At 70.1% G+C, this 18,303-nt stretch carries 20 protein-coding genes; 6 read left to right on the top strand and 14 right to left on the bottom strand.

Going from position 1 to position 18,303, the window contains the following annotated elements; all coding sequences use genetic code 11:
* Positions 1–10 precede the first annotated feature (10 nt).
* Positions 11–1,312 carry a hypothetical protein gene (locus FLL47_RS22840; protein ID WP_144122600.1) on the top strand — a complete coding sequence of 434 codons (1,302 nt, stop codon included), beginning with the start codon at positions 11–13 and terminating at the stop codon, positions 1,310–1,312.
* A 99-nt stretch (positions 1,313–1,411) separates the two neighbouring features.
* On the opposite strand, the gene FLL47_RS22845 is transcribed toward FLL47_RS22840, so the two are convergent.
* The 5 genes from FLL47_RS22845 to FLL47_RS22865 all read right to left on the bottom strand — a co-directional run bounded on the left by FLL47_RS22845 (position 1,412) and on the right by FLL47_RS22865 (position 5,299).
* Positions 1,412–1,774 carry a hypothetical protein gene (locus FLL47_RS22845; protein ID WP_144122601.1) on the bottom strand — a complete coding sequence of 121 codons (363 nt, stop codon included), beginning with the start codon at positions 1,772–1,774 and terminating at the stop codon, positions 1,412–1,414.
* Between the two features lie 89 nt (positions 1,775–1,863).
* A complete protein-coding gene (locus FLL47_RS22850; protein ID WP_144122602.1) occupies positions 1,864–2,595 on the bottom strand; it encodes a VOC family protein in 732 nt (243 codons plus the stop codon).
* A 102-nt stretch (positions 2,596–2,697) separates the two neighbouring features.
* Positions 2,698–3,651: an ABC-2 transporter permease gene (locus FLL47_RS22855; protein ID WP_144122603.1), complete on the bottom strand. Its 954-nt coding sequence runs from the start codon at positions 3,649–3,651 to the stop codon at positions 2,698–2,700.
* The gene (locus tag FLL47_RS22860) at positions 3,648–4,553 is read right to left on the bottom strand and encodes an ABC transporter ATP-binding protein (protein WP_144122604.1); all 906 of its coding nucleotides are present in this window, start codon (positions 4,551–4,553) and stop codon (positions 3,648–3,650) included. The genes FLL47_RS22855 and FLL47_RS22860 overlap by 4 nt, the downstream gene beginning before the upstream one ends.
* A 182-nt stretch (positions 4,554–4,735) precedes the next feature.
* Positions 4,736–5,299, bottom strand: a complete 564-nt coding sequence (locus FLL47_RS22865) for a CGNR zinc finger domain-containing protein (RefSeq protein ID WP_144122605.1) — start codon at positions 5,297–5,299, stop codon at positions 4,736–4,738.
* A gap of 85 nt (positions 5,300–5,384) precedes the next feature.
* Between FLL47_RS22865 and FLL47_RS22870 the strand changes: the two genes are divergently transcribed.
* On the top strand, positions 5,385–5,834 hold the full coding sequence (locus FLL47_RS22870; RefSeq protein ID WP_144122606.1) for a VOC family protein: 450 nt from the start codon (positions 5,385–5,387) through the stop codon (positions 5,832–5,834).
* Between the two features lie 10 nt (positions 5,835–5,844).
* Positions 5,845–6,705: a PNPOx family protein gene (locus FLL47_RS22875; protein ID WP_144122607.1), complete on the top strand. Its 861-nt coding sequence runs from the start codon at positions 5,845–5,847 to the stop codon at positions 6,703–6,705.
* Between the two features lie 41 nt (positions 6,706–6,746).
* On the opposite strand, the gene FLL47_RS22880 is transcribed toward FLL47_RS22875, so the two are convergent.
* Entirely contained in the window at positions 6,747–7,706 is a 960-nt protein-coding gene (locus tag FLL47_RS22880; RefSeq protein ID WP_144122608.1) for a helix-turn-helix domain-containing protein, read from the bottom strand.
* 70 nt (positions 7,707–7,776) lie between these two features.
* Between FLL47_RS22880 and FLL47_RS22885 the strand changes: the two genes are divergently transcribed.
* Positions 7,777–8,100: a cupin domain-containing protein gene (locus tag FLL47_RS22885; RefSeq protein ID WP_222106144.1), complete on the top strand. Its 324-nt coding sequence runs from the start codon at positions 7,777–7,779 to the stop codon at positions 8,098–8,100.
* Between the two features lie 107 nt (positions 8,101–8,207).
* On the opposite strand, the gene FLL47_RS22890 is transcribed toward FLL47_RS22885, so the two are convergent.
* The 3 genes from FLL47_RS22890 to FLL47_RS22900 form a co-directional block, all read right to left on the bottom strand.
* Positions 8,208–8,498, bottom strand: a complete 291-nt coding sequence (locus tag FLL47_RS22890) for a hypothetical protein (protein ID WP_144122610.1) — start codon at positions 8,496–8,498, stop codon at positions 8,208–8,210.
* Between the two features lie 219 nt (positions 8,499–8,717).
* Positions 8,718–10,562, bottom strand: coding sequence for an alpha-galactosidase (locus tag FLL47_RS22895; RefSeq protein WP_186315850.1), 1,845 nt, complete (start codon positions 10,560–10,562; stop codon positions 8,718–8,720).
* A 176-nt stretch (positions 10,563–10,738) separates the two neighbouring features.
* The gene (locus FLL47_RS22900) at positions 10,739–11,194 is read right to left on the bottom strand and encodes a nitroreductase/quinone reductase family protein (RefSeq protein WP_144122612.1); all 456 of its coding nucleotides are present in this window, start codon (positions 11,192–11,194) and stop codon (positions 10,739–10,741) included.
* Positions 11,195–11,347: 153 nt separating this feature from the next.
* On the opposite strand from FLL47_RS22900, the gene FLL47_RS22905 reads away from it, so the two are divergent.
* Together FLL47_RS22905 and FLL47_RS22910 are read left to right on the top strand one after the other, a co-directional pair.
* Positions 11,348–11,899 carry a hypothetical protein gene (locus FLL47_RS22905; protein ID WP_144122613.1) on the top strand — a complete coding sequence of 184 codons (552 nt, stop codon included), beginning with the start codon at positions 11,348–11,350 and terminating at the stop codon, positions 11,897–11,899.
* Between the two features lie 120 nt (positions 11,900–12,019).
* Positions 12,020–13,207 carry a terpene synthase family protein gene (locus FLL47_RS22910; protein ID WP_144122614.1) on the top strand — a complete coding sequence of 396 codons (1,188 nt, stop codon included), beginning with the start codon at positions 12,020–12,022 and terminating at the stop codon, positions 13,205–13,207.
* A gap of 116 nt (positions 13,208–13,323) precedes the next feature.
* On the opposite strand, the gene FLL47_RS22915 is transcribed toward FLL47_RS22910, so the two are convergent.
* The 5 genes from FLL47_RS22915 to FLL47_RS22935 are packed head-to-tail and all read right to left on the bottom strand — an operon-like array spanning position 13,324 to position 18,301.
* Positions 13,324–13,965 carry an HAD family hydrolase gene (locus FLL47_RS22915; protein WP_144122615.1) on the bottom strand — a complete coding sequence of 214 codons (642 nt, stop codon included), beginning with the start codon at positions 13,963–13,965 and terminating at the stop codon, positions 13,324–13,326.
* Entirely contained in the window at positions 13,962–14,783 is an 822-nt protein-coding gene (locus FLL47_RS22920; protein ID WP_144122616.1) for a P-loop NTPase family protein, read from the bottom strand. The genes FLL47_RS22915 and FLL47_RS22920 overlap by 4 nt, the downstream gene beginning before the upstream one ends.
* The gene (locus FLL47_RS22925; protein ID WP_144122617.1) at positions 14,783–15,961 is read right to left on the bottom strand and encodes a hypothetical protein; all 1,179 of its coding nucleotides are present in this window, start codon (positions 15,959–15,961) and stop codon (positions 14,783–14,785) included. Before FLL47_RS22925 ends, FLL47_RS22920 begins: the two co-directional genes overlap by 1 nt.
* Complete coding sequence (locus tag FLL47_RS22930; protein ID WP_144122618.1) at positions 15,952–17,139, bottom strand: pyridoxal phosphate-dependent aminotransferase; 1,188 nt, start codon at positions 17,137–17,139, stop codon at positions 15,952–15,954. The genes FLL47_RS22925 and FLL47_RS22930 overlap by 10 nt, the downstream gene beginning before the upstream one ends.
* Positions 17,140–17,143: 4 nt before the next feature.
* Positions 17,144–18,301 (bottom strand): amidohydrolase family protein, encoded by a 1,158-nt coding sequence (locus tag FLL47_RS22935; protein ID WP_144122619.1) that lies wholly within the window; start codon positions 18,299–18,301, stop codon positions 17,144–17,146.
* Between the last annotated feature and the right edge of the window lie 2 nt (positions 18,302–18,303).

Raw genomic sequence — 18,303 nt, forward strand, 5'->3', positions numbered from 1 at the left:
GGAGGCCGCGATGAGACTGAACAGACGCGCACTCGCGGTGATCGCCGCATCAGCCGCCGCCCTCGTCGCTGTCACGGTGGCGTCCACCGCCGCCGCGCCCGGCGATCCGGTGGACCCGGCGACGGCACCGCATCCGCAGTACGACTACGACGACCCGTCGAAGTCGTTCCTGGTCGAGTTGAACTTCGGCGCGACGTCCGCCACCCTCATCGACGCCTCGGTCGTCGGGCACAGGTCCCGCTCCCGCATCGGTGACCCGCCGCTGCTGCAACTGTCGCTCACGGACGAGGACGGGGCGGCCGCAGGCACGCTCCAGGCGTGGGACCCACGCTGGTACCTCGTACAGGCGCCGGCGGGCGGCGAGGAACTGGAGCTTCGCGACGGGCCGGGTATCCTCACGCTCCCGTTCGACGCCGACGCGGCCTCGATGCTCGTACGCGACCTGCGGGCGGGAACCGATCTGGTGACCGTGGACCTGAGTCCCGCGGTACGCGAGTTCTGCCTCGCCCACCCGAGCGACCCCGACTGCGTCGAGGCCGACCTGGCGATCACCTCGACCACCGTGTCCGGCGACCCCCTCGGCGTCATCGGCAAACCGGTCGCGGTCCAGGTGAAAGCGGCCGTCGCGAACCTCGGCCCGGACGGCCCCGTGGACGCGGACGTGACTCAGACCGCGTCCGGGTCGCCGGGTGTGACGGTCACCCCTGCCAACCGGACGTTCGACGCCGACGGGCTCGCCGTGGGCAGCCCGACCACGGTGACCGGCGACTACAACGTGGTATGCACGACCGCGGGCGCCCAGACGGTGACGGTGACGACGTCTGTCGTACCGGAGAAGGCCAAGGTCGCCGATCTCCATCCGGCCAACAACTCCGCGTCCGCGACGTTCTCCATCGACTGTGCCGTACCCGTGACCGTCAACGTGATGCCGGGCAGCCTCACGAACCCGGTGAACGTCAACCCCGGCGCGGTGCCGATGGCGGTGCTCACCACAGCCGCAGGCGAGTACGGCAACCCGTTGGCGTTCGACGCCGCGACGATCCAGGCGGCGACCGTGCGCGTCGGCGTACGCGGCCCGCTGATCGCCACCAGCACGGGAGCACCGGAGACGCACGGCAAAGTGCATCTCGAGGACTCCCTCGAACTCGACGAGCAGACCAGGGACGGAGACAAGGACGGCGTGCTGCACGTCCGAGCGGACCAGCTCGGCATCCAGCCCGGCACGGTCGAGATCTGCGTCCGGGGTCGGTCCGGACCGGGCGCGGGCACGAGCTTCTTCGGATGTGACCACATCACGCTGGTCCCGCGCTGAGGCGTACCGGGCGACACCGACCCCAGCAGGGTCCAGATCTATCGAGCGCAGCACAGGGGGCGGCTACCGGCCGCCCTCTGTGTCCCTTATGGAGCGGCGTTACCGGTCGCGGACAAGTCTGACGAGCATTTCGGTGTCCTGGTTGTTGCCCACGAACTCCGAGAACTCGCCGGCCGCGAAGGACCAGCCACCCTCGGCGATGATCGTACGGAGCCTGTCCATGGGCAGCCGGACAGCCGCCGCGGGCATCTTCCACTCTCCGGCGACGACCTGCTCAGCCCGCGCGGCGAGAGCGTCGAGAGTGTCGAACTCGTCCGGCTCGGCGTCATCGACCTCGAACCAGTCGCCTTCGGACACCACTCGCAGCAGGACCACCTCGGCCGCCTCCGGTCCGTCGATGTCTTCCTCCATCCAGTCGTGCTCGAAGTAGGAGAAGCGGAGAAGGATGCTGTCCACGGCCACCCGCGAATCGTACAAACACATTCGCCCAGGCGTCGGCGCGTCGCGGGTCCGGGCTCGTGGCCGTGGTGAGCGGATGACGAGGGCTTGGATCAGGCTGGGGCGAGCAGGCAGAACTCGTTGCCTTCCGGGTCGGCGAGCACCGTCCACGAGACATCGCTCTCGCCGAGGTCGACGGCGGTGGCGCCGAGAGCCCGCAGTCTGGCCGCCTCGGCCTCGCGGTCGTCACCTGGGTATGGGCGGATGTCGAGATGGACGCGGTTCCACACGGTCTTTACGTCGGGTGTGCGGAGGAACTGCAGATACGGGCCGACGCCCTTGGCGGAGCGCAGCACCGCGCTGTGATCGGTCGCCTTGTGCACGGTCCAGTCCGTGGCCTGGCCCCAGAAGCGGGCCATGGCTCGGGGATCCGCGCAGTCGACGACGACCGAGGCGATCGGTCCGGTCTCTGCGTAAAGCGAGTCCAGTACGCAGAACTCGTTGCCCTCCGGGTCGGCCATGACCGTCCAGGGGACGTCGCCCTGGCCTACGTCGGCGAGTGTCGCGCCGAGATCCTTCAGGCGCGCGACCAGTTCCTCCTGGTGGGCCGCCGAGGTCGTGGCGAGGTCGACATGCACGCGGTTCTTCACCGTCTTGGGTTCCCGGGAGACGACGAGGTCGACGCAGACGGCGACGGGGTCGGGATAGACGAAGCCCCTGGGTTCAAGGTTGGTCACGCCGGGTTCCTCGCTGGAGACTTCCCAGCCGAGCACCTCCGCCCAGAAGCCGCCCAGCGCGGAGTCGTCATGAGCCTTCATGTTGATTTGCACAAGCCGCGTTGCCATGCCGACGATGTTAGCGCGTTCATGATCGTTGAATGGGGCCCCAGGCCAGAGGGTTCAACGAGCACGACGCACCTGTTTCGGCGCCCGCCAGCGGGCACATTGTCACGTGATGTCGCGGCGGCGGTTGAGGGCGATGCCGATGGCGCCGGCGATGAGCGACCAGCCAGTCATCACCAGCACGCCGACCCACCACGGCGCGGCCTCCGCATACATCTTCTCCGGCGAGACCATGACCTGCGACGCGATGGACGGCATGACGACCGCGGACGTCAGCACCCAGTCGCCGTGGATGAGGAAGCTCCGGATGAGGTTGAACACGCCCATCCCGCCCACGAATCCCCCGAGATAAATGATCATCGCGGTGACCACGGCGCCGATCTGGCTGTTTATCAGCGTGCCGAGCCCGAAGCCGAGCAGCGCCCACAGCAGGTAAGCGACCAGGTTGAAGATGATCGCCCGCTGGACCGGCCATTCGCCCAGGGAGTTCGTGAGGCCGATGTTGTGGAAGAACAGCAGCCCGGCCGCGAACGACACGGCTCTCGTCACGAGCCAGAACAGGAACCCGAGTCCGAGTACGGCCAAGAGCTTGCCGAACACCACACGGGTCCGCTGCGGTGTGGTCAGGAACGTGGCTGTCGCCGTCTGGTACTGGAATTCGTTGGTGATGACGAGGGTGCCCAGCAGCATCACCAGCAGCAGGCCGAAGAACTGGCCGCTGGTGAAGATGTTGCCGGCCGCGTTGACCGCCTGTAGAGGAAGGTCGTGCAGCTGCGCGAACTCTGCCTTGGCGGCGGCGATCTCCGCCGGGCTCATGCCGCGGCCCGGCCGGAACACGGCCGTGGTGTCTCGCGCACGGGCGAGGTGCTGGGCCGCCTCGGACATGTTGATGAACAGCGCGAATCCGGTGAATACCAGCGATGCGATGCCGAACAGCCACCACGCGTTGGTGGTCGTTATCTTCCGGATCTCGCTGCGGACGAGCCGGAGCCCCGGGATGCCGACGTGGGCGATCACCGGGCGCTGCGCGGCCGGGGGCGCCTGGATTGTCGCGGTCATCGGATGTCTGCCTTTCCGGCCGTCAGCTGGAGGAACACGTTCTCGAGGTCGCGACGCTCGACGGTCAGCTCATGGATCTCTGCGCCCACCCGCATCGCCGCCGCACCGATCGTGGGCCCGTCCGCGCCCACGATCCGCAGCGCTCCGTCCTCCACGCGCGTGGCCGTGATCGCGGCCCCGAGTTCGGCGATGAGCGCCTCCGGGCGGGGCGTGCGCACCAGCATCTGGGCGCCGCCAGCCGAGTCGATGACCTCGGCCACTGTCCCCTGCTGGACCAGCTTTCCCGCCGCGATGATCACGACGTCGTCGGCGAGGAGCTCCATCTCGGACAGCAGGTGGCTCGATACGAGGACCGTGCGGCCCTCGTCGGCGAGCGACTTGAGCAGGTCCCGCATCCACCGGATGCCTTCCGGGTCCAGACCGTTGGCGGGCTCGTCCAGGATGAGTACGTCGGGGTCGCCCAGGAGTGCTGCGGCGATGCCGAGGCGCTGGCGCATGCCCAGCGAGTACCCCTTGAACTTGCGGTCCGCGGCCGATGTCAGCCCGACCGTGGTCAGCACGTCGTCGGCCCGGCTGACGGGGATCCCGGCCGCGTCGCACAGCATGCGCAGGTGGTTGCGGCCGGTGCGGCCGCGGTGCGCGCCCGACGCCTCCAGGAGCGCGCCGACCTTGCGGATGGGATCGGTGAGGTCGGCGTAGCGCCGTCCCCCGATGGTCGTGGTTCCCGCCGTGGGACGGACCAGGTTCAGCACCATGCGCAGCGTGGTCGTCTTCCCCGCGCCGTTCGGCCCCAGGAAGCCGGTGACCCGGCCCGGGCTGACGGTGAACGACAGGTCGTCGACCGCGCGCACGTTCTTGTACAGCTTGGTCAATCCACTGACAGCGATACCGTCGTCGGCCATCGGGCAAGCTCCCCTTCCGTCCGATACATAGAAGCGTGATGCATAGTAGTTCTAGGTATCGGCCGCACGCAAGAACCGGGTGGCGCGGTCTGGCGTGGCCACGGCGCCGAGCCTGGCGCCGTGTGGGACGACTCCAGCGCCGTCGGCCGGTCCGACAACGTGGTTCGGTGGGTTTTCGCGCCTCAGGCCGCGTCGCGTTTCGGTGCCGGCTGCTTGCGGCGATCGTGGTGGCGTGCCACTCGCGCGCGGTTTCCGCAGGCGTTGCTGCACCACTCACGGTTGGGGCGGTCACGGAGGAACAGCAGTACGCACCCGGGTGCCGCGCAGGCGGCGATGCGGCCGTCGGAAAGAAGGTCGACTGCGTCGGCGGCCACCTCGGCGAGGGCACCGGTTATGGCCGCCGTGCCGTGTCGCGTCGTCACTCGTGGCGCCGTTCCGTCGAACGCGAGCTCCCGCCAGTGCGGAGCCGCTCGGACGGCGGAGTTGATGCCGTCGAGGTCGGCCGGGTCGGGTGTCCGCCCGGTGGATGCGGCACCAGCGACGGCACGGATGGCAGCTCGCAGGCCTCGTGCGGCAGCCAGGTCTGCGAGATCGACGGTGCTGCGCGACTCGTCGTCGACGGGCACGGCGCACCGGGGTCCGACGCGGGTGAGCCATGCGGCGAGGTCCGCAGGCGTCTGGAGCTCGTCGCAGACCGTGCCTTGCCGAGCGTGGGCGGTGTTGGCGAGCTCGATCGCAAGGCGCATGACCTAATGGTATCTCCCCTTGATGGCATTAGATCACCGTGCTAGCTTCTAACGGGTATAGCCTTAAAAACCATTAGGGGATGGCATGATCGACCAGGACATCACCACCGGCCACGTCGGGTTGAACGTCACCGACCTGGACCGGTCCGTCGACTTCTACCGTCAAGCGCTCGGCATCGAGGTCGTCGGCCGCTCGGACGCCGACGGCCGCCGCTACGCCTTACTCGGCCGTGCCGGTGCGCTCATGATCACGCTCTGGCAGCAGAGCGACGCGCCGTTCGCGGGTGACCGCGCCGGTCTGCACCATCTCTCGTTCCAGGTCGCCGACGTCACGGCCCTGGACGAGGTCGAGCGTCGGCTGCGCGGGCTCGGTGCCGCCATCCGCGACGACAGCGGTGTGACCGGCGAGATGGCCGCCGGCGGGCAGCTGTTCTGCTACGACCCCGACGGCATCCGCCTGGAGGTGTACGCCGTCCAGCGTCCAGCCCCGCCGGTGGCCGCCGCCGGCGACGGCCCCGCGTGCGGCTTCTTCTAGGGGGTGCCGCATGAGGACACATCCTGGAGAGGTGTACGTACAGCGCAGGTCCGGCCACACGCGCGAAGGGCTCGGCTCGGCCGGTATGGGCGTGCGCCTGCCGGAGGCCGCACGCCGGTTCCTCGCCGATCAGCGCATGTTGGTGATCGGCGGACACGACGCCGCAGGATCCATCTGGGCCAGCCCCCTCCACGGGCCGCCGGGGTTCCTGCGTGCCGAAGGCGAGCGCGAGGTGATCGCCGAAACCGCGCCCGCCGCCGGAGACCCGCTCGAGGGGTCGTTCGCCACCCCGAGCCCGATCGGCGCGCTCGCCATCGAGCCGGCCACCCGCCGCCGTATGCGCATCAACGGCACCGGTCACGGTCGAGACGGCCGACTGGCCATCGCCGCCGACCAGATCTTCGCGAACTGCCCGAAGCACATCACCCCCCGGGAGGTCCACGGGGCGGCCGACCCCGGGCCGCCCGCGCCTGGCAGTGACCGGCTCTCCCGCGAGCAACTGCGCTTCGTGGCCGGTGCCGACACCTTCTTCATCGCCACCGCCGCCGACGGCCACGGAGTGGACGTCTCCCACCGCGGCGGCGAGCCCGGGTTCGTCACCGGCCGCAGCGCCACGACGCTGTCCTGGCCGGAATACCGAGGCAACGCCATGTACATGACCCTCGGCAACCTGCACGTGCAGCCGCGTTGCGGCCTGCTGTTCGTCGACTGGACCGGCGCGCGGCCCGCCCTGCAGCTGACCGGCAGGGCATCCATCGACTGGGACCCGGGCCGGGTTGCCGAGCACCCGGGCGCCGAACGGGTGGTCGACTTCGTCATCGACAGAGTCGTCGAGACGCCGGGACACGCGCTGGTGTGGCGGTCGCTGTGAACCGGCACCGACGCGGCCGATCACAACGACCGCCCCAGCGGTCAGGTGCGCGCGGCGCGGCCGAAGGAGCGGCGGTATGCGGCCGGCGTGGTGTTCACCATGGTGCGGAAACGCCGGCGCAGGTTGGTGGCCGTGGACAGGCCGACTCTGGTGGCGATCGCCTCGACGGCGAGGTCGGTCTCCTCCAGCAGGGCTCGCGCAGCCGTGATGCGCCGTTGCAGTAGCCACTGACCAGGGCTGATGCCCAGCTGCTCGGTGAATCTGCGGGCGAGGGTGCGCGAGGACAGGTTGGCCCGTGCGGCAAGGTCGCTGACGGTGAGCGGCTCGTGCAGCCTTTCCACGGCCCAGTCCAGGACGGGGCCCAAGGACTCCGGCGCATGGGCGGCCGGTGGCGCGGCCGCGTACTGCAGCTGCCCGCCCTCGCGATGCGGCGGCATGACCATGTGCCGGGCAACCTGGGCGGCATGGGCCGCGCCGTGGTCTTGGCGGACCAGATGCAGGCACAGGTCGATGCCGGCGGCGGTGCCCGCGCTGGTCGCGACGTCGCCGAGGTCGATGTACAGGGTGTCGGCGTCGACCTGTACGCCCGGAAAGAGTGCGGCGAACTCGGCAGCCATCCGCCAGTGAGTGGTCGCCCTGCGCTGATCGAGCAACCCGGCCTGGGCCAGCAGGAACGCGCCGGAGCAGATGGCGACGATGCGCGCACCGCGCCCGTGGGCGCGCCGCAGCGCGTCGATCACAGCCGGCGGGGCCGGCTGTTCGCGGCGTTGCCAGCCGGGGATCACCACCGTGTCCGCGGCCGCCAGCGCGCGCAGCCCTCGGGTGACCACCATGTCGTATCCCGCCAGGGTAGCCACGGCGCCCGGGTGCTCGGCGCACACATCGAACTGGTAACCCGCGGGCAGACCCGGGCGTGCCACGCCGAACACCTCGGCGGCGCACGCGAGCTCGAATGTGGACTGCGGTGGCAGAACGAGAGCGACGACCCGGTGAAGCAGCATGGCAGGAAAGTACCCTACAGCGTCATTCCAGACACTGGGCGGTGATCGCCGACCCTACGACCATGGCTGCATGACACAGGAATCCGGTGATGTTCAGATCCTGCACGTCGACGAGGTTGAAGCCGTCGAGGTCGTGCCGGGCATAATCCGGCGGCGCCTGCCGTCGACCGAGCGGGCCCGCGGCTGGATGTACGACTTCGCCCCGGGAACGCAGTGGCCGGAGGTGGACGTGCACGACGGCGAGGAACGCTATTACGTGGTGTCGGGCGAGTTCATCGACCGCGGCCACCGCCTCGGGCCGGGCAGCTACGTGGTGTTCGCACCAGGCAGCACGCACCAACCGCGCACCGAGACCGGCGGACGAATGATCGGCATCAGCTTGCTCGCCCCGTGACCGACGCACCCGCAGCCTTCCAGGCGAGACGAAGCGGTGAACCGGCACGACGGGGTACCGGTTCACCGCCGCCGCCCTCGCCGTGTTCTTGCGCAAACGACGGTCCCTCACTCCGCCCGGCAAGCCACGACCTCCCCGGCTGTGATCTGGGGCGGGTTCGGAAGCAGCGACGCCAAATTCTCCTTCACCCACTCCGCAGCCCTCCTGTTCGACTCCTCCGCACCGTCTCGGCTCTCAAAAACGCTCGTCGACACCATCACGCCGTTTCCGGCATCGACCCAGTAATAGGCGAGGATGCCCGGAACCGCGCTGACAATCGGGACAAACCCATCTTTCACGCGCCGCCCCGCCTCAAGGGGGTCCGTCACCCCGTCGTAGCGACGTACGGTTGCATACATTGCCCCTCCCTTCCTGAGTACCAATTCTGGCAAACAGTGATCGCGAATTGTGTTGGTTAGACCCCTTTTGCAGACCACGTCTCAGTGGAGTTTCTGCAGGTCAGTAGGCAGCCCGTTCGTGTGGCGCGAAGGCTGGGAGTATCGGCTCTGAATTCGCCGGCCGTTCCGTCAAGCATCATGCGAGCCCAGGCATCCGGGCCGCACGAGTGTGCGGCCCGGCTACGCCTGGGTGCGCTGCCAGCGTTGGTTGGTGGCGGTGCCGCAGGTCCACTGGACTGCCTGAGCGCCGTCGGTGGTGGCGGCGTTGAGCACGTCCAGGCATTTGTTGCTGTGGCGGGCGACGAGCTGGAGGTAGCCGCCACCAGCGTCCTGGATGCGCCACTGCTGGTTGGTGCCGGTGCCGCAGGTCCACTGCACGACGCGGATGCCGTCGCCGGTGGCGCTCGCGCCGCCGTACACATCCAGGCACTTGCCGCTGTTGAGGCTCACGACGTTGTAGTAGCCGCCGCCGGTGTCACGGAACTGCCACCGCTGGTTGGCCTGCCCGTTGGCGGCCCACTGCACGACGTTCGCGCCGTCGGCCGTGGCGGCGTTGTAGACGTCAAGCAGCTTGCCGCTGTGCCGCGCGGTCAGCGTGTACGTGGGAGTCGGCGGTGGCGTCGGTGTGGTGGTCTGCGTCGCGAGCCGGTAGAGGCCGCTGCCGTGCGCGGGCAGGGAGCGGGTGAAGGTGCCGCTCGCCGTGCCGAGGTTGGCGCCGGACCACAGGTCGGTCACGGTGGCCGAACCGACGCCGAGCTCGGCGAGGTTCACCGACACGTTCGCCGTCGCGCCTTCGCGGTTGAACAGGGCCACGTACTTGTGGTTGCCGCCGGGCACGTCGGCGGTCCACACCTGCCGGGTGCCCGCGGTGACCTGGCGGTTGTTGGTGCTGTTCTGGTCGACCGCCAGCACCGCGGTATTGGTCATCAGGGCCAGCTCGGCGGCGCGGTTCTCGACCAGGTTCCCACCCCACATCAGCGGCGCCCGGTTGATCACCCACAGGGTCATGAGGGTGCGCTGCTCGTCGGCGGTGAGCCCGGAATAACGTGGCGAGCCGACCGGCCCGTACTTCGACAACCGCCCGATCGGGATCATGTCCGGGTCGGGCCAGGCACCCGTCGCCCGGTACGGCGTCCAGACACGCAGCTGGTCGAACAGTGCGTCGAGCGCCGACCAGTTGTCCCACAGGTCGTTGACGATCCGCCACATGTGCGCGTTGGCCTGCACGTGTGAGCCGCCGGCCACCGGCGTCGCGCCGGGCGACAGGCTCAGCACCATCGGTCGGCCGCTGCGCTGGATCGCCAGCCGGTAGCCGTCGACCTCCGCCTGCCGGTACGTCGGCGCCGCGATGTCGTCCACCTTCACGAAGTCGACGCCCCAACCGGCCAGCAGCTGGAACACCGAGTCCAGATAGGCCTGCGCACACGTGTTGGACATGTTCAGGCCCCACATCAGGTTGAGCCAGGCCGCGGTGGTGCTGTTGTTGATCTGATTGGCGCGGCAGCTGGTCCCGAGGATCGGCACGTTGTCGGCCACCGCCTGTCGCGGGATGCCGCGCATGAGATGCACGCCGAACTTCAGCCCCTGCGCATGTACGTAGTCGGCGAGCGGCTTGAAACCGTTGCTGCCCGTCGCCGACGGGAACCGCGTGGTGTCCGGCAGCAGCCGGCCGTTGGCGTCCATCCGCAGCCGAGGTTGCAGGTTCGCGTCCTGGTTGGGGCTGTTGTTGTGCCGACCCGGGAAGTACCACGCCCAGTCGATCACGATGTACTGCCAGCCGTGCTGGCGCAGGTTGTCGCGCATGTAGTCGGCGTTGGCCCGGACGTCCGCTTCGGTGACGCTCCAGTTGAACGAGTCGTAGCTGTTCCAGCCCATCGGCGGGGTGGACGCCACACCGTTGTCCCACGCGGCGGCAGGCGCTTGCGGGCTGACCGCGAGCCCGACGGCGAGCAGCAGCGCCACGACGGTCAGCACTGCGCTGACCGCCCGGCGCCCTGCCGCCGGGCGTAGCAGGACACGGCTCATCGGACCCTCCCGAAGCGAATACATCCATAGGTTCGCATCAGTGTTAGCGGTCACATTCATGCTGTCAAGTAGCCCGATGGCCCGGCAGGCGGCGACCGCGGGGCGACGGCCGACCAGCGCGGATCAGCGGCTCTCGGCCCACAGCGCCACCAAGCTGCGCGTCCGCCCGGGATACCTCACCTGGTGTTGCGCGTTTCGAGCACCACAACCGCGGTTTCCCCGGGGCGACGTGCGGCGTACTCGTCCAGGTTCGTGTCGATGGTGCGCCAGCGGTCCCACAGCCGCCGCCTTTCGTCGCCTACGGCGGCCCGGGCGGTCACGTGACGGACCTCCCCGTTGAGTTCTGCTGTCGCTTGAGGATCGGCGAGCAGGTTGAGCCACCAGGCGGGTTCGACGGCACCCCAGCCGTTCATTGCCATCGTGACCAGGTTGGGACCGTCTTCGTAGTAGCCGACCATCACGCTGCGCTCGCGACCACTGCGGCGACCGGTGGTGGTCAGCCGCAAGGTGCCCCAGCCGCCCGGCTTCGGACGGGACAGTCCCATGCGTCCACCGCTGACGCGATAGATGCCTCGGTGAATCCGCCAGGCCGCGTGGATGACCCACCGGGGCGGGAGCATTGCCCGTGCCATTGCAACTCCTATCGGGTAGCTGTGTCAAACATCTTTGACACTCTCGACCGTAGGCCCACGTCGCCATAATGTCAAGAAAGTTTGACATGACCGGGAGCGCGCAGGCGAGGCGGCAAGCGGATCGCAGGATCTGCCCGCCGTACGATGTCGGCTGTGCACCCGAAGAGCTACTACGACCTCCGCTTCTGGGTCTCCCCCGGCGGCGCCAGCAAGGACGTCCACTACCTGCGGGGCACCCTCGACGAGGTCAAAGCCGACCTGGCGGCCGAACTCGCGGAAGGCATGAACCACTACCTCCTCTGCTGGTACGGCGCGGAACTGGCCCTCGACGTCTACCAGCACGGCAGGCTCGCCCGTACGATCGACCTGCACCCGTTCGTGACGATCGACGTCGAGGGCTACCCACCGATCACGTTCACCGGGCCGGGTGAGCCGGTCGGGCACGACTTCAGCTCCGACGAGGAGCAGAGCGTCGACGACGGCAGCCTGTCCGACCTGTTCTTCATGGGCGAGGTCGAGCAGGTGACCACGGTGACCGTCGACTGGGCCCGGATCGACGTGCCCGCCCTGCTCGGACAGGCCGCCCAGCCCGGCGACCTGCTGACCATCAGCGACCGGCCGTACGACGACGCGGAGGCGGGCGACGCCGACGCGCCCCACGAGGCCGGATACCTGCCGTACGGATACGTCGACTTCGAGGCGTGACCCGGTCCGGGCCTCACCGGCTTGCGGCGGCCACCGGCCTGTCTCCGCTGACAACCTCGCGTCAATACATCCGTCTCGCGAGCTATAGGTTAGATGACCTGTTTGCCATACTTTGCAGACATGACGCCTTCACAGGTCCCCGCAGGGCCCACCGGCCTGGGCACGTCGGCCGCGCATATCAGCCCTCCATACCGCGATGCACCCGAGCGCCGCCGATCGCCCGAGGTGACCAAGACACCTGTCGGCCGGTCACCACGCTTCGACATCCCGTATCCGACCCGGATCAGCCCCGACGTCGAGCGTGCTCGACTCGAAGGCCTGCGCTGGGCGCGGGAGATGGGCATAGTCCGCGACGACGCCGAGACCGCCGCGCTCGACGCACCGCGCTACGACCGCCTGGCCGCCTACGCCTATCCCGCCAACGTGGGCGCCGACCTGGATCTCGTCGTCGAACTGATGATGTGGTTCTTCCCGTTCGACGACCTGTTCGACGGACCGCTCGGGCGCGACCCCGCGGCCACCGCGGCACTGATCGACAGCATGGTCACGGCCATGTACGCGCACCGCGCACCGCACCTCACCGATCCGCCGCTGATCCGGGCGTTTCTCGACCTGTGGCAACGCATCCGGCTGGGCACCACCGAGTCGTGGCGCACCCGCCTGCACAGCGACACCGAGGTCTACCTGCGGTCGTATCAGTGGGAGGTCGCCAACCGCGTCCGCGGCCGCACGCCGAACGTCGCCACCTACCTGGAGATCCGACGCCACAGCATCGGCGTGTGGCCGAGCGTGGAAGCCGGCGAGCGCACCGGGCATTTCGAGATCCCGCACACCGCCTTCCGCAGCGAGCAGATCCAGGCGATGCGCCGCCTCTGCAGCGACGTCGTCGTGCTGGTCAACGACGCGCTCTCCGCCGGCAAGGACCGCGATCGAAACGATCTGAATCTGGTGCCCCTGCTGCAGGGGGAGGAAGGGCTCACCGCCGATGAGGCGATGGCTCGCATCGAGCAGATGGTCGATCAGCGCCTGCGCGAGTTCCGGCGGCTCGACGACAGCCTCGACCGGCTGCATGACGACCTGAACCTCGCCCCGGCGGCCCGCTACGACCTGGAACGCTACGCCGACGGCATGCGAGCCTGGATGCGAGGCAACCTCGACTGGTCACTGGAGACGGTCCGATACCGGGCACGCCCTGACACGTCCGATCACGGCTGCCGCGTGATTCCCGCAGGCGCGCCGGCCAACCGTCCCCTTCGCGCGCAACCTCGGCATCCGGTCCACTCACCGGACATCCGGCGTCGACGGTGAGCGGTTCAAGTTCCACCTCGTCGGGACATCCGGCTCCATCGCCGCTTTCTCAACGACACCGGCAGTGCAGCGGGCTGTGAGCGAGCGGCGCGAACGGTCGGGTGGCCGGGCCCGGGTCAGCGGTGCGGGCTGTGGTCGAACAGTTCGCGAAGCCTGGCGCGCCCGGCAGCGGGGTCGGTGAAGTGCAGGCCGACCATGCCGACCAGCTGCGCACCGTGGACGTTGGCCGCGCGGTCGTCGACGAAGACGCAGTCCTGGGGGGCCACGTCCAGCAGCTGTGCACTGCGCAGGTAGATGTCCGGCTCGGGCTTGCGGCTGCCGACCTCGTGGGAGAGCACGAACGCGTCGAAGCAGGCGTGCAGGCGGTCGAAGGGGTAGTCCGAGCCCCAGGCGTTGGAGACCATCGCGGTGCGCACGCCGGCGCGGCGCAGCTCGGCCACCAGGTCCAGGGTCTGCTCGTCCAGCCGGCCGTCGGCGAACATGGCCTGCAACAGGCCGTCGGGGCGCACCGGAACGCCGTCGATGCCGGTGAGCCGGGCGGCGAGCAGGCGCTCGAATGCGGCCACGGTGATCTCGCCGCGCTCCATGGCCGGGACGGGGCTGTCGGGGCCGGGGCGGGCGACCCACTCGTCGAGCACGCGCAGCAGCGAGCCGGGTTCGATGCCGGCCGCCTGGCAGAAGCGGCTCTGGGTGAGGTCCATCCGTTCGGTGAGCACTCCCCCGTAGTCGACCAGCAGCGCGGCCGGTGTACCCGTCATGAGGACACCTGGTGTGCGCGCAGTAGCCAGGACAGGTCGGCTTCGGCGGCAAAGCTGTCAGCCCACGGGTCGGCGAGGCCGTCGGCGCTCTGCAGCAGATCGGCGGAGCCCACCGCGGACAGATCGCCGACCTGGGCCAGCAGCGGCAGGCCGGTGCGGGCGCTGATCTGATCGGCCCATCGCCGCGCCGCGTCCGTGGACATGGGACGGTTCTGCACGAACCCGATGACGCGGCTGCGCAGGTCGCCGGGCAGGCATTCCAGCGTGCCGAGCAGCGCGGCGACGGTGCCGCCGTTCCAGCAGTACGCCGACAAAACGATGCGCGCTTCTGCCAGGTGCCGGGCGACCAGGATGTTGGCGAGGTCGTCGGCGGCGTCGACCGGGCTGCCCGCGCCCTCGGCGACCACGGCCGCGCCGGAGCCGGTCAGCTCGTTCAGCGCGGCGGTGACCGCAGCGGCGACGTCGGCGCGCTGCACCCGGGTCAGGTCGGCGCCGTCGAGGGTGTCGGGGGAAAGCAGGGACACCTCGCCGCAGGGGTCGCCGTGTATGCGCAGCAGGCCGCGGGCCGGGCCGGGGCCGTCGGCCAGCTGCACCACCACCGGTGACATCGTCGGCCGCCACGTCGTTCGAGCAGCGGAGACGTGGTGTGGGATCGGGCATGGCCCGCCGTGCCGCCACCGGTCGGGCTCCATGACCGTGACGGCCTTGAACGGCACTGCGGTGGTGCCGTCGCGGGCCAGCAGCCGCAGCAGCGCCAGGCAGACGTGGCTCTTGGACGAGTTCGGCCCGGTGCCCCAGACCACGATGGGTGTGCTCATCACGGGCTCCCCTCGAATCGGGCGTGTACGCCGTCGGCTGCGGCCAGGCCGGTGCGGGCCCCGGGGGCCACCAGCCGGTCGGGTAGGTAGTAGTGGGCGGTGCCCGGCAGCATCGCTGCCGCCAGCCAGCGCAGGTGGGTACGGAGGCCGGCGTGCGAGCCGCGGTCGTGGGTGAGCACGAGCGCGGCGGGGTGTGCCGCGCCGGGGCGGGCCGCAGCCGCCCACAGCAGGCTGAACAGGTCGGCCGCGGTGTCGTCGCGCGCGGCCAGGACGACCACCGCGTCGGGGCGCAGGGCCGCGTCGAGTACCGCGGTGCTGCGCGGGCGTCCGCGCAGGTCCACCACGGGGCCGCGGACCTCGGCGGGGGTGTGGAACGGGGCTGGTCCGCTGGGGCCGGGGGCCAGCACCCGGTGCTGGGTCGGCACGAACCGGCTCTCGGCATCGACCAGGAACTCGATCTCCACCAGATTCGGCATGGAAGCCGCGGCCAGGTCTGCCGATCCCTTGAAGATCTGTTCGGCCAGGGCCGGGCCGATCAGACCGGTGGCGGCCAGTTCGTGGGGTGATCCGGCCAGTACCGGTTCCTGTCCTCCGATACCGAACTCCACGGCGGTGCCGCCGGGGTGGACATAGGCGGTGCCTTCCCAGCGCAGCGCGATCCGCTCGGTCAGCAGCAGGCCGCAGCGCACGGGGCCGGGCTGCCGGCCCCGGCGGCACAGTGCGGCGTACGCCTTGTGCAGACCCTGCCACAGACGCACACCGAGCGCGGGGTCGTCGGAGAACAGGGTGATGTCCATGCCGGGTGGGCGCGGGCCGGGGCCCGGCCAGACGACGCTGCTGCGAACCAGGGAGTGTGGCAGTGCCGGTAGCGTGCCCAGCAGCGGTGCGGTGGCCTGCGCGAAGGTCCTCGCCCGCAGTTGGGAGCGGGCCGGGGCGGCCTCGGGTGAAGGCAGTCGCGGGTAGCCGGGCGCGGCGTCCGCAGTTGCGGTGAGGGCCTCGTCGAGTGCGTCGGCGGGCAGCAGCCAGGTCCGGGGCACGGGGTGCCCCTGCTGCTCACAGCGCCAGGAGAAGTCGCACAGTTCGGCGCCCTTGACTCCGAACCGGGTCGCGAGGTCGGGCGCGCCGCGCAGCTCCGTGTGGGGGTGGACCCGCGCTGAGGCGGGTGCTCTCATCGCCATGCCGCCAGCCGCCGAGCCGCTTCGGCCAGCCGCTCCGGTGGCGCGCCGAGACTGATCCGGACGAACCCGGCGCCGGCCGGGCCGAAGGCGCTGCCGGGCAGCACGGCGACGCCGCAGCGGTCCCGCAGGTGCCGTGCGACGGCCGCGTCCGGGCTGTCGCCGCCCCCGGCCAGGGTCACGCCGACGGCGGTGACGTCGACGAACGCGTATACGCCACCGTCGGGCAGGGTCAGGTCGCCGGGAAAGCCCGGGATGCGGGCGAGGGCGTCGAGGAACTCCTGCCCGCCGGCGGCGATGGCACGGCTGTGCGCGTCGACGAACGCGCCGTGCTCAGGCGCGGACAGCGCGGCCGCGCCGGCCAGCTGCGCGGGGTGGTTGACCGCGATGGTGGTCAGCGGGTGGATCCGGGCCGCGGCGTCGATCAGGTCGGGGTCGCCGGCCAGCCAGCCCACCCGCCAGCCGGTGATGCCGAGCCGTTTGGACAGGCTGTTGGCCATCAGGACGCGCGAGCCGGCGACCGCCGCGGCGGGCACGTGCGGGCGGGCCCGGGCGAAGCAGTCGAGGACCTCGTCGTGGACGAGGGCGGCACCGGCCGCTTCGAGGACGGCGGCGATGGCCTTGAGCCGGGCGGGGCCGTACATCGCGCCGGTCGGGTTGACCGGCGAGTTGAGCACCAGCAGCGACGTGCGCGGGCTGATCGCGCGGGCGACGCGGTCGGCGTCGAGCAGCAGCCCGTCCGCAGGGTCGCCGGGCACCCGCACCGGGGTACGCCCGAGCACGGTGATGATCGGCTCGTACAGGGTGTAGCAGGGGTCGGGCAGCAGCACCTCGTCACCGATACCGGTGGCGGCCAGGACCGCGGTCCAGATCGCACCGGTGGCGCCGTGGGTGATCAGGATCTGCCGGTCCGGGTCGAGGCGAAGCCCGTATCCGGCCTCGTAGAACGCCGCCACCGCACCGCGCAACTGGGGGGTGCCGCGGTGCGGGGCGTACGTGTCGTGGTGGTGCAGGGTGCCTTCGTCGCCGAGCACGAGTGCGGCCATGGCGTCGCGGAACGCCCGCGGCGGGCCGAACCAGGGTGTGCCGACGGTGAGGTCGAGCAGCGGCAACCCGCCGCGGTAGTCCGCGAGCGCGGTCACCGCGGGCGGGGCGGCGATGCGGCTCAGCAGTGGGTTCACCGGCTCACTCCGGGGTCGCGGTCAGCTCGGCGTCGAGGTCGAGTTTGAAGTACTCCACCGGGTTGTCCAGCAGGATGCGGCGGCGCACCGGCTCGGGCACCCCGGCGAACGCCTCGTCGAGCCATTGCCGCGAGTGCGGGTACGAGGTGACCGAGTGCGGGAAGTCCGAACCCCACATCAGGTTCTCGATGGGCAGCAGGTCACGGCTCTTGATCGCGATGGGGTCCTTGACGATGCCGAACATCAGGTGGCGGCGGATGTACTCGCTGGGGGTGAGTTTCATCCGGTCGCCGAAGACGTCGCGGAACGTCTCGTACGAATCGTCCATGCAGTACAGGACGTGGGGCAGCCAGCCGGCGTTGGCTTCGGCGATGTACAGGCGCAGGTCCGGGACCCGGTCGAACACTCCCGAGGCGATCATCGAAGTGATCATCGCCAGGGGCGGGGGGACCGTGCCGCGCATCAGCACGGTCGGCGGCTCGTAGCGGCCGGCCGCGGCCGACACCAGCATCGGGTGGTTGCGGTCGCCGATGGTGACGTGGCAGGTGACCGGCATGCCCAGTTCGAGGGCCAGCTCCCAGAACCGGTCGTCGTCGGGCGAGGCCGTGGTGGCGCCGTTGGGAAAGTGTGACAGGCATACCGAGGTCAGGCCCAGTCCCTTGGCACGGCGCAGTTCGGCCAGGGCCGCGTCGATGCCGGTCACCGGGATGAGCGCGGTGCCCAGCAGCCGGTCGGGCGCCACCGCGCAGAAGTCCTCGGCGAGGAAGTCGTTGTAGGCGCGGACCATCGCCTCGTACGCCTCGGGGTCGGAGATGTTCTCGATGTAGCGGCCGATGAACACCGGCGGGTAGAGCACCTCGGCGTCGATGCCGTCGTGGTCCTGCTCGCGCAGGCGCTGCTCGGGGCCGCCGGTTCCGGGGGCGGACACGCCGTGCTCGTCCCAGTACGACGAACCCTTGATCTTCATCTTGCGCCCGCCGGCGATGTTGGTGCCGTTGTGGATCAACGGCATGCCTTCCACCAGCCACCCTTCGCCTCCGCCGGCCAGCGCGATCAGGCGCGGGGCGCGGTCGCGGTGCTCGGCGGGCACGTGGCGGATCCAGCCGTCCGGCGGGATCTCCAGGTGTCCGTCGCTGGAGATGATCTGGTATCTGCGTGCCACGG

It is taken from the genome of Catellatospora sichuanensis, from assembly GCF_007483665.1.
Classification (GTDB): Bacteria; Actinomycetota; Actinomycetes; order Mycobacteriales; family Micromonosporaceae; genus Catellatospora; species Catellatospora sichuanensis.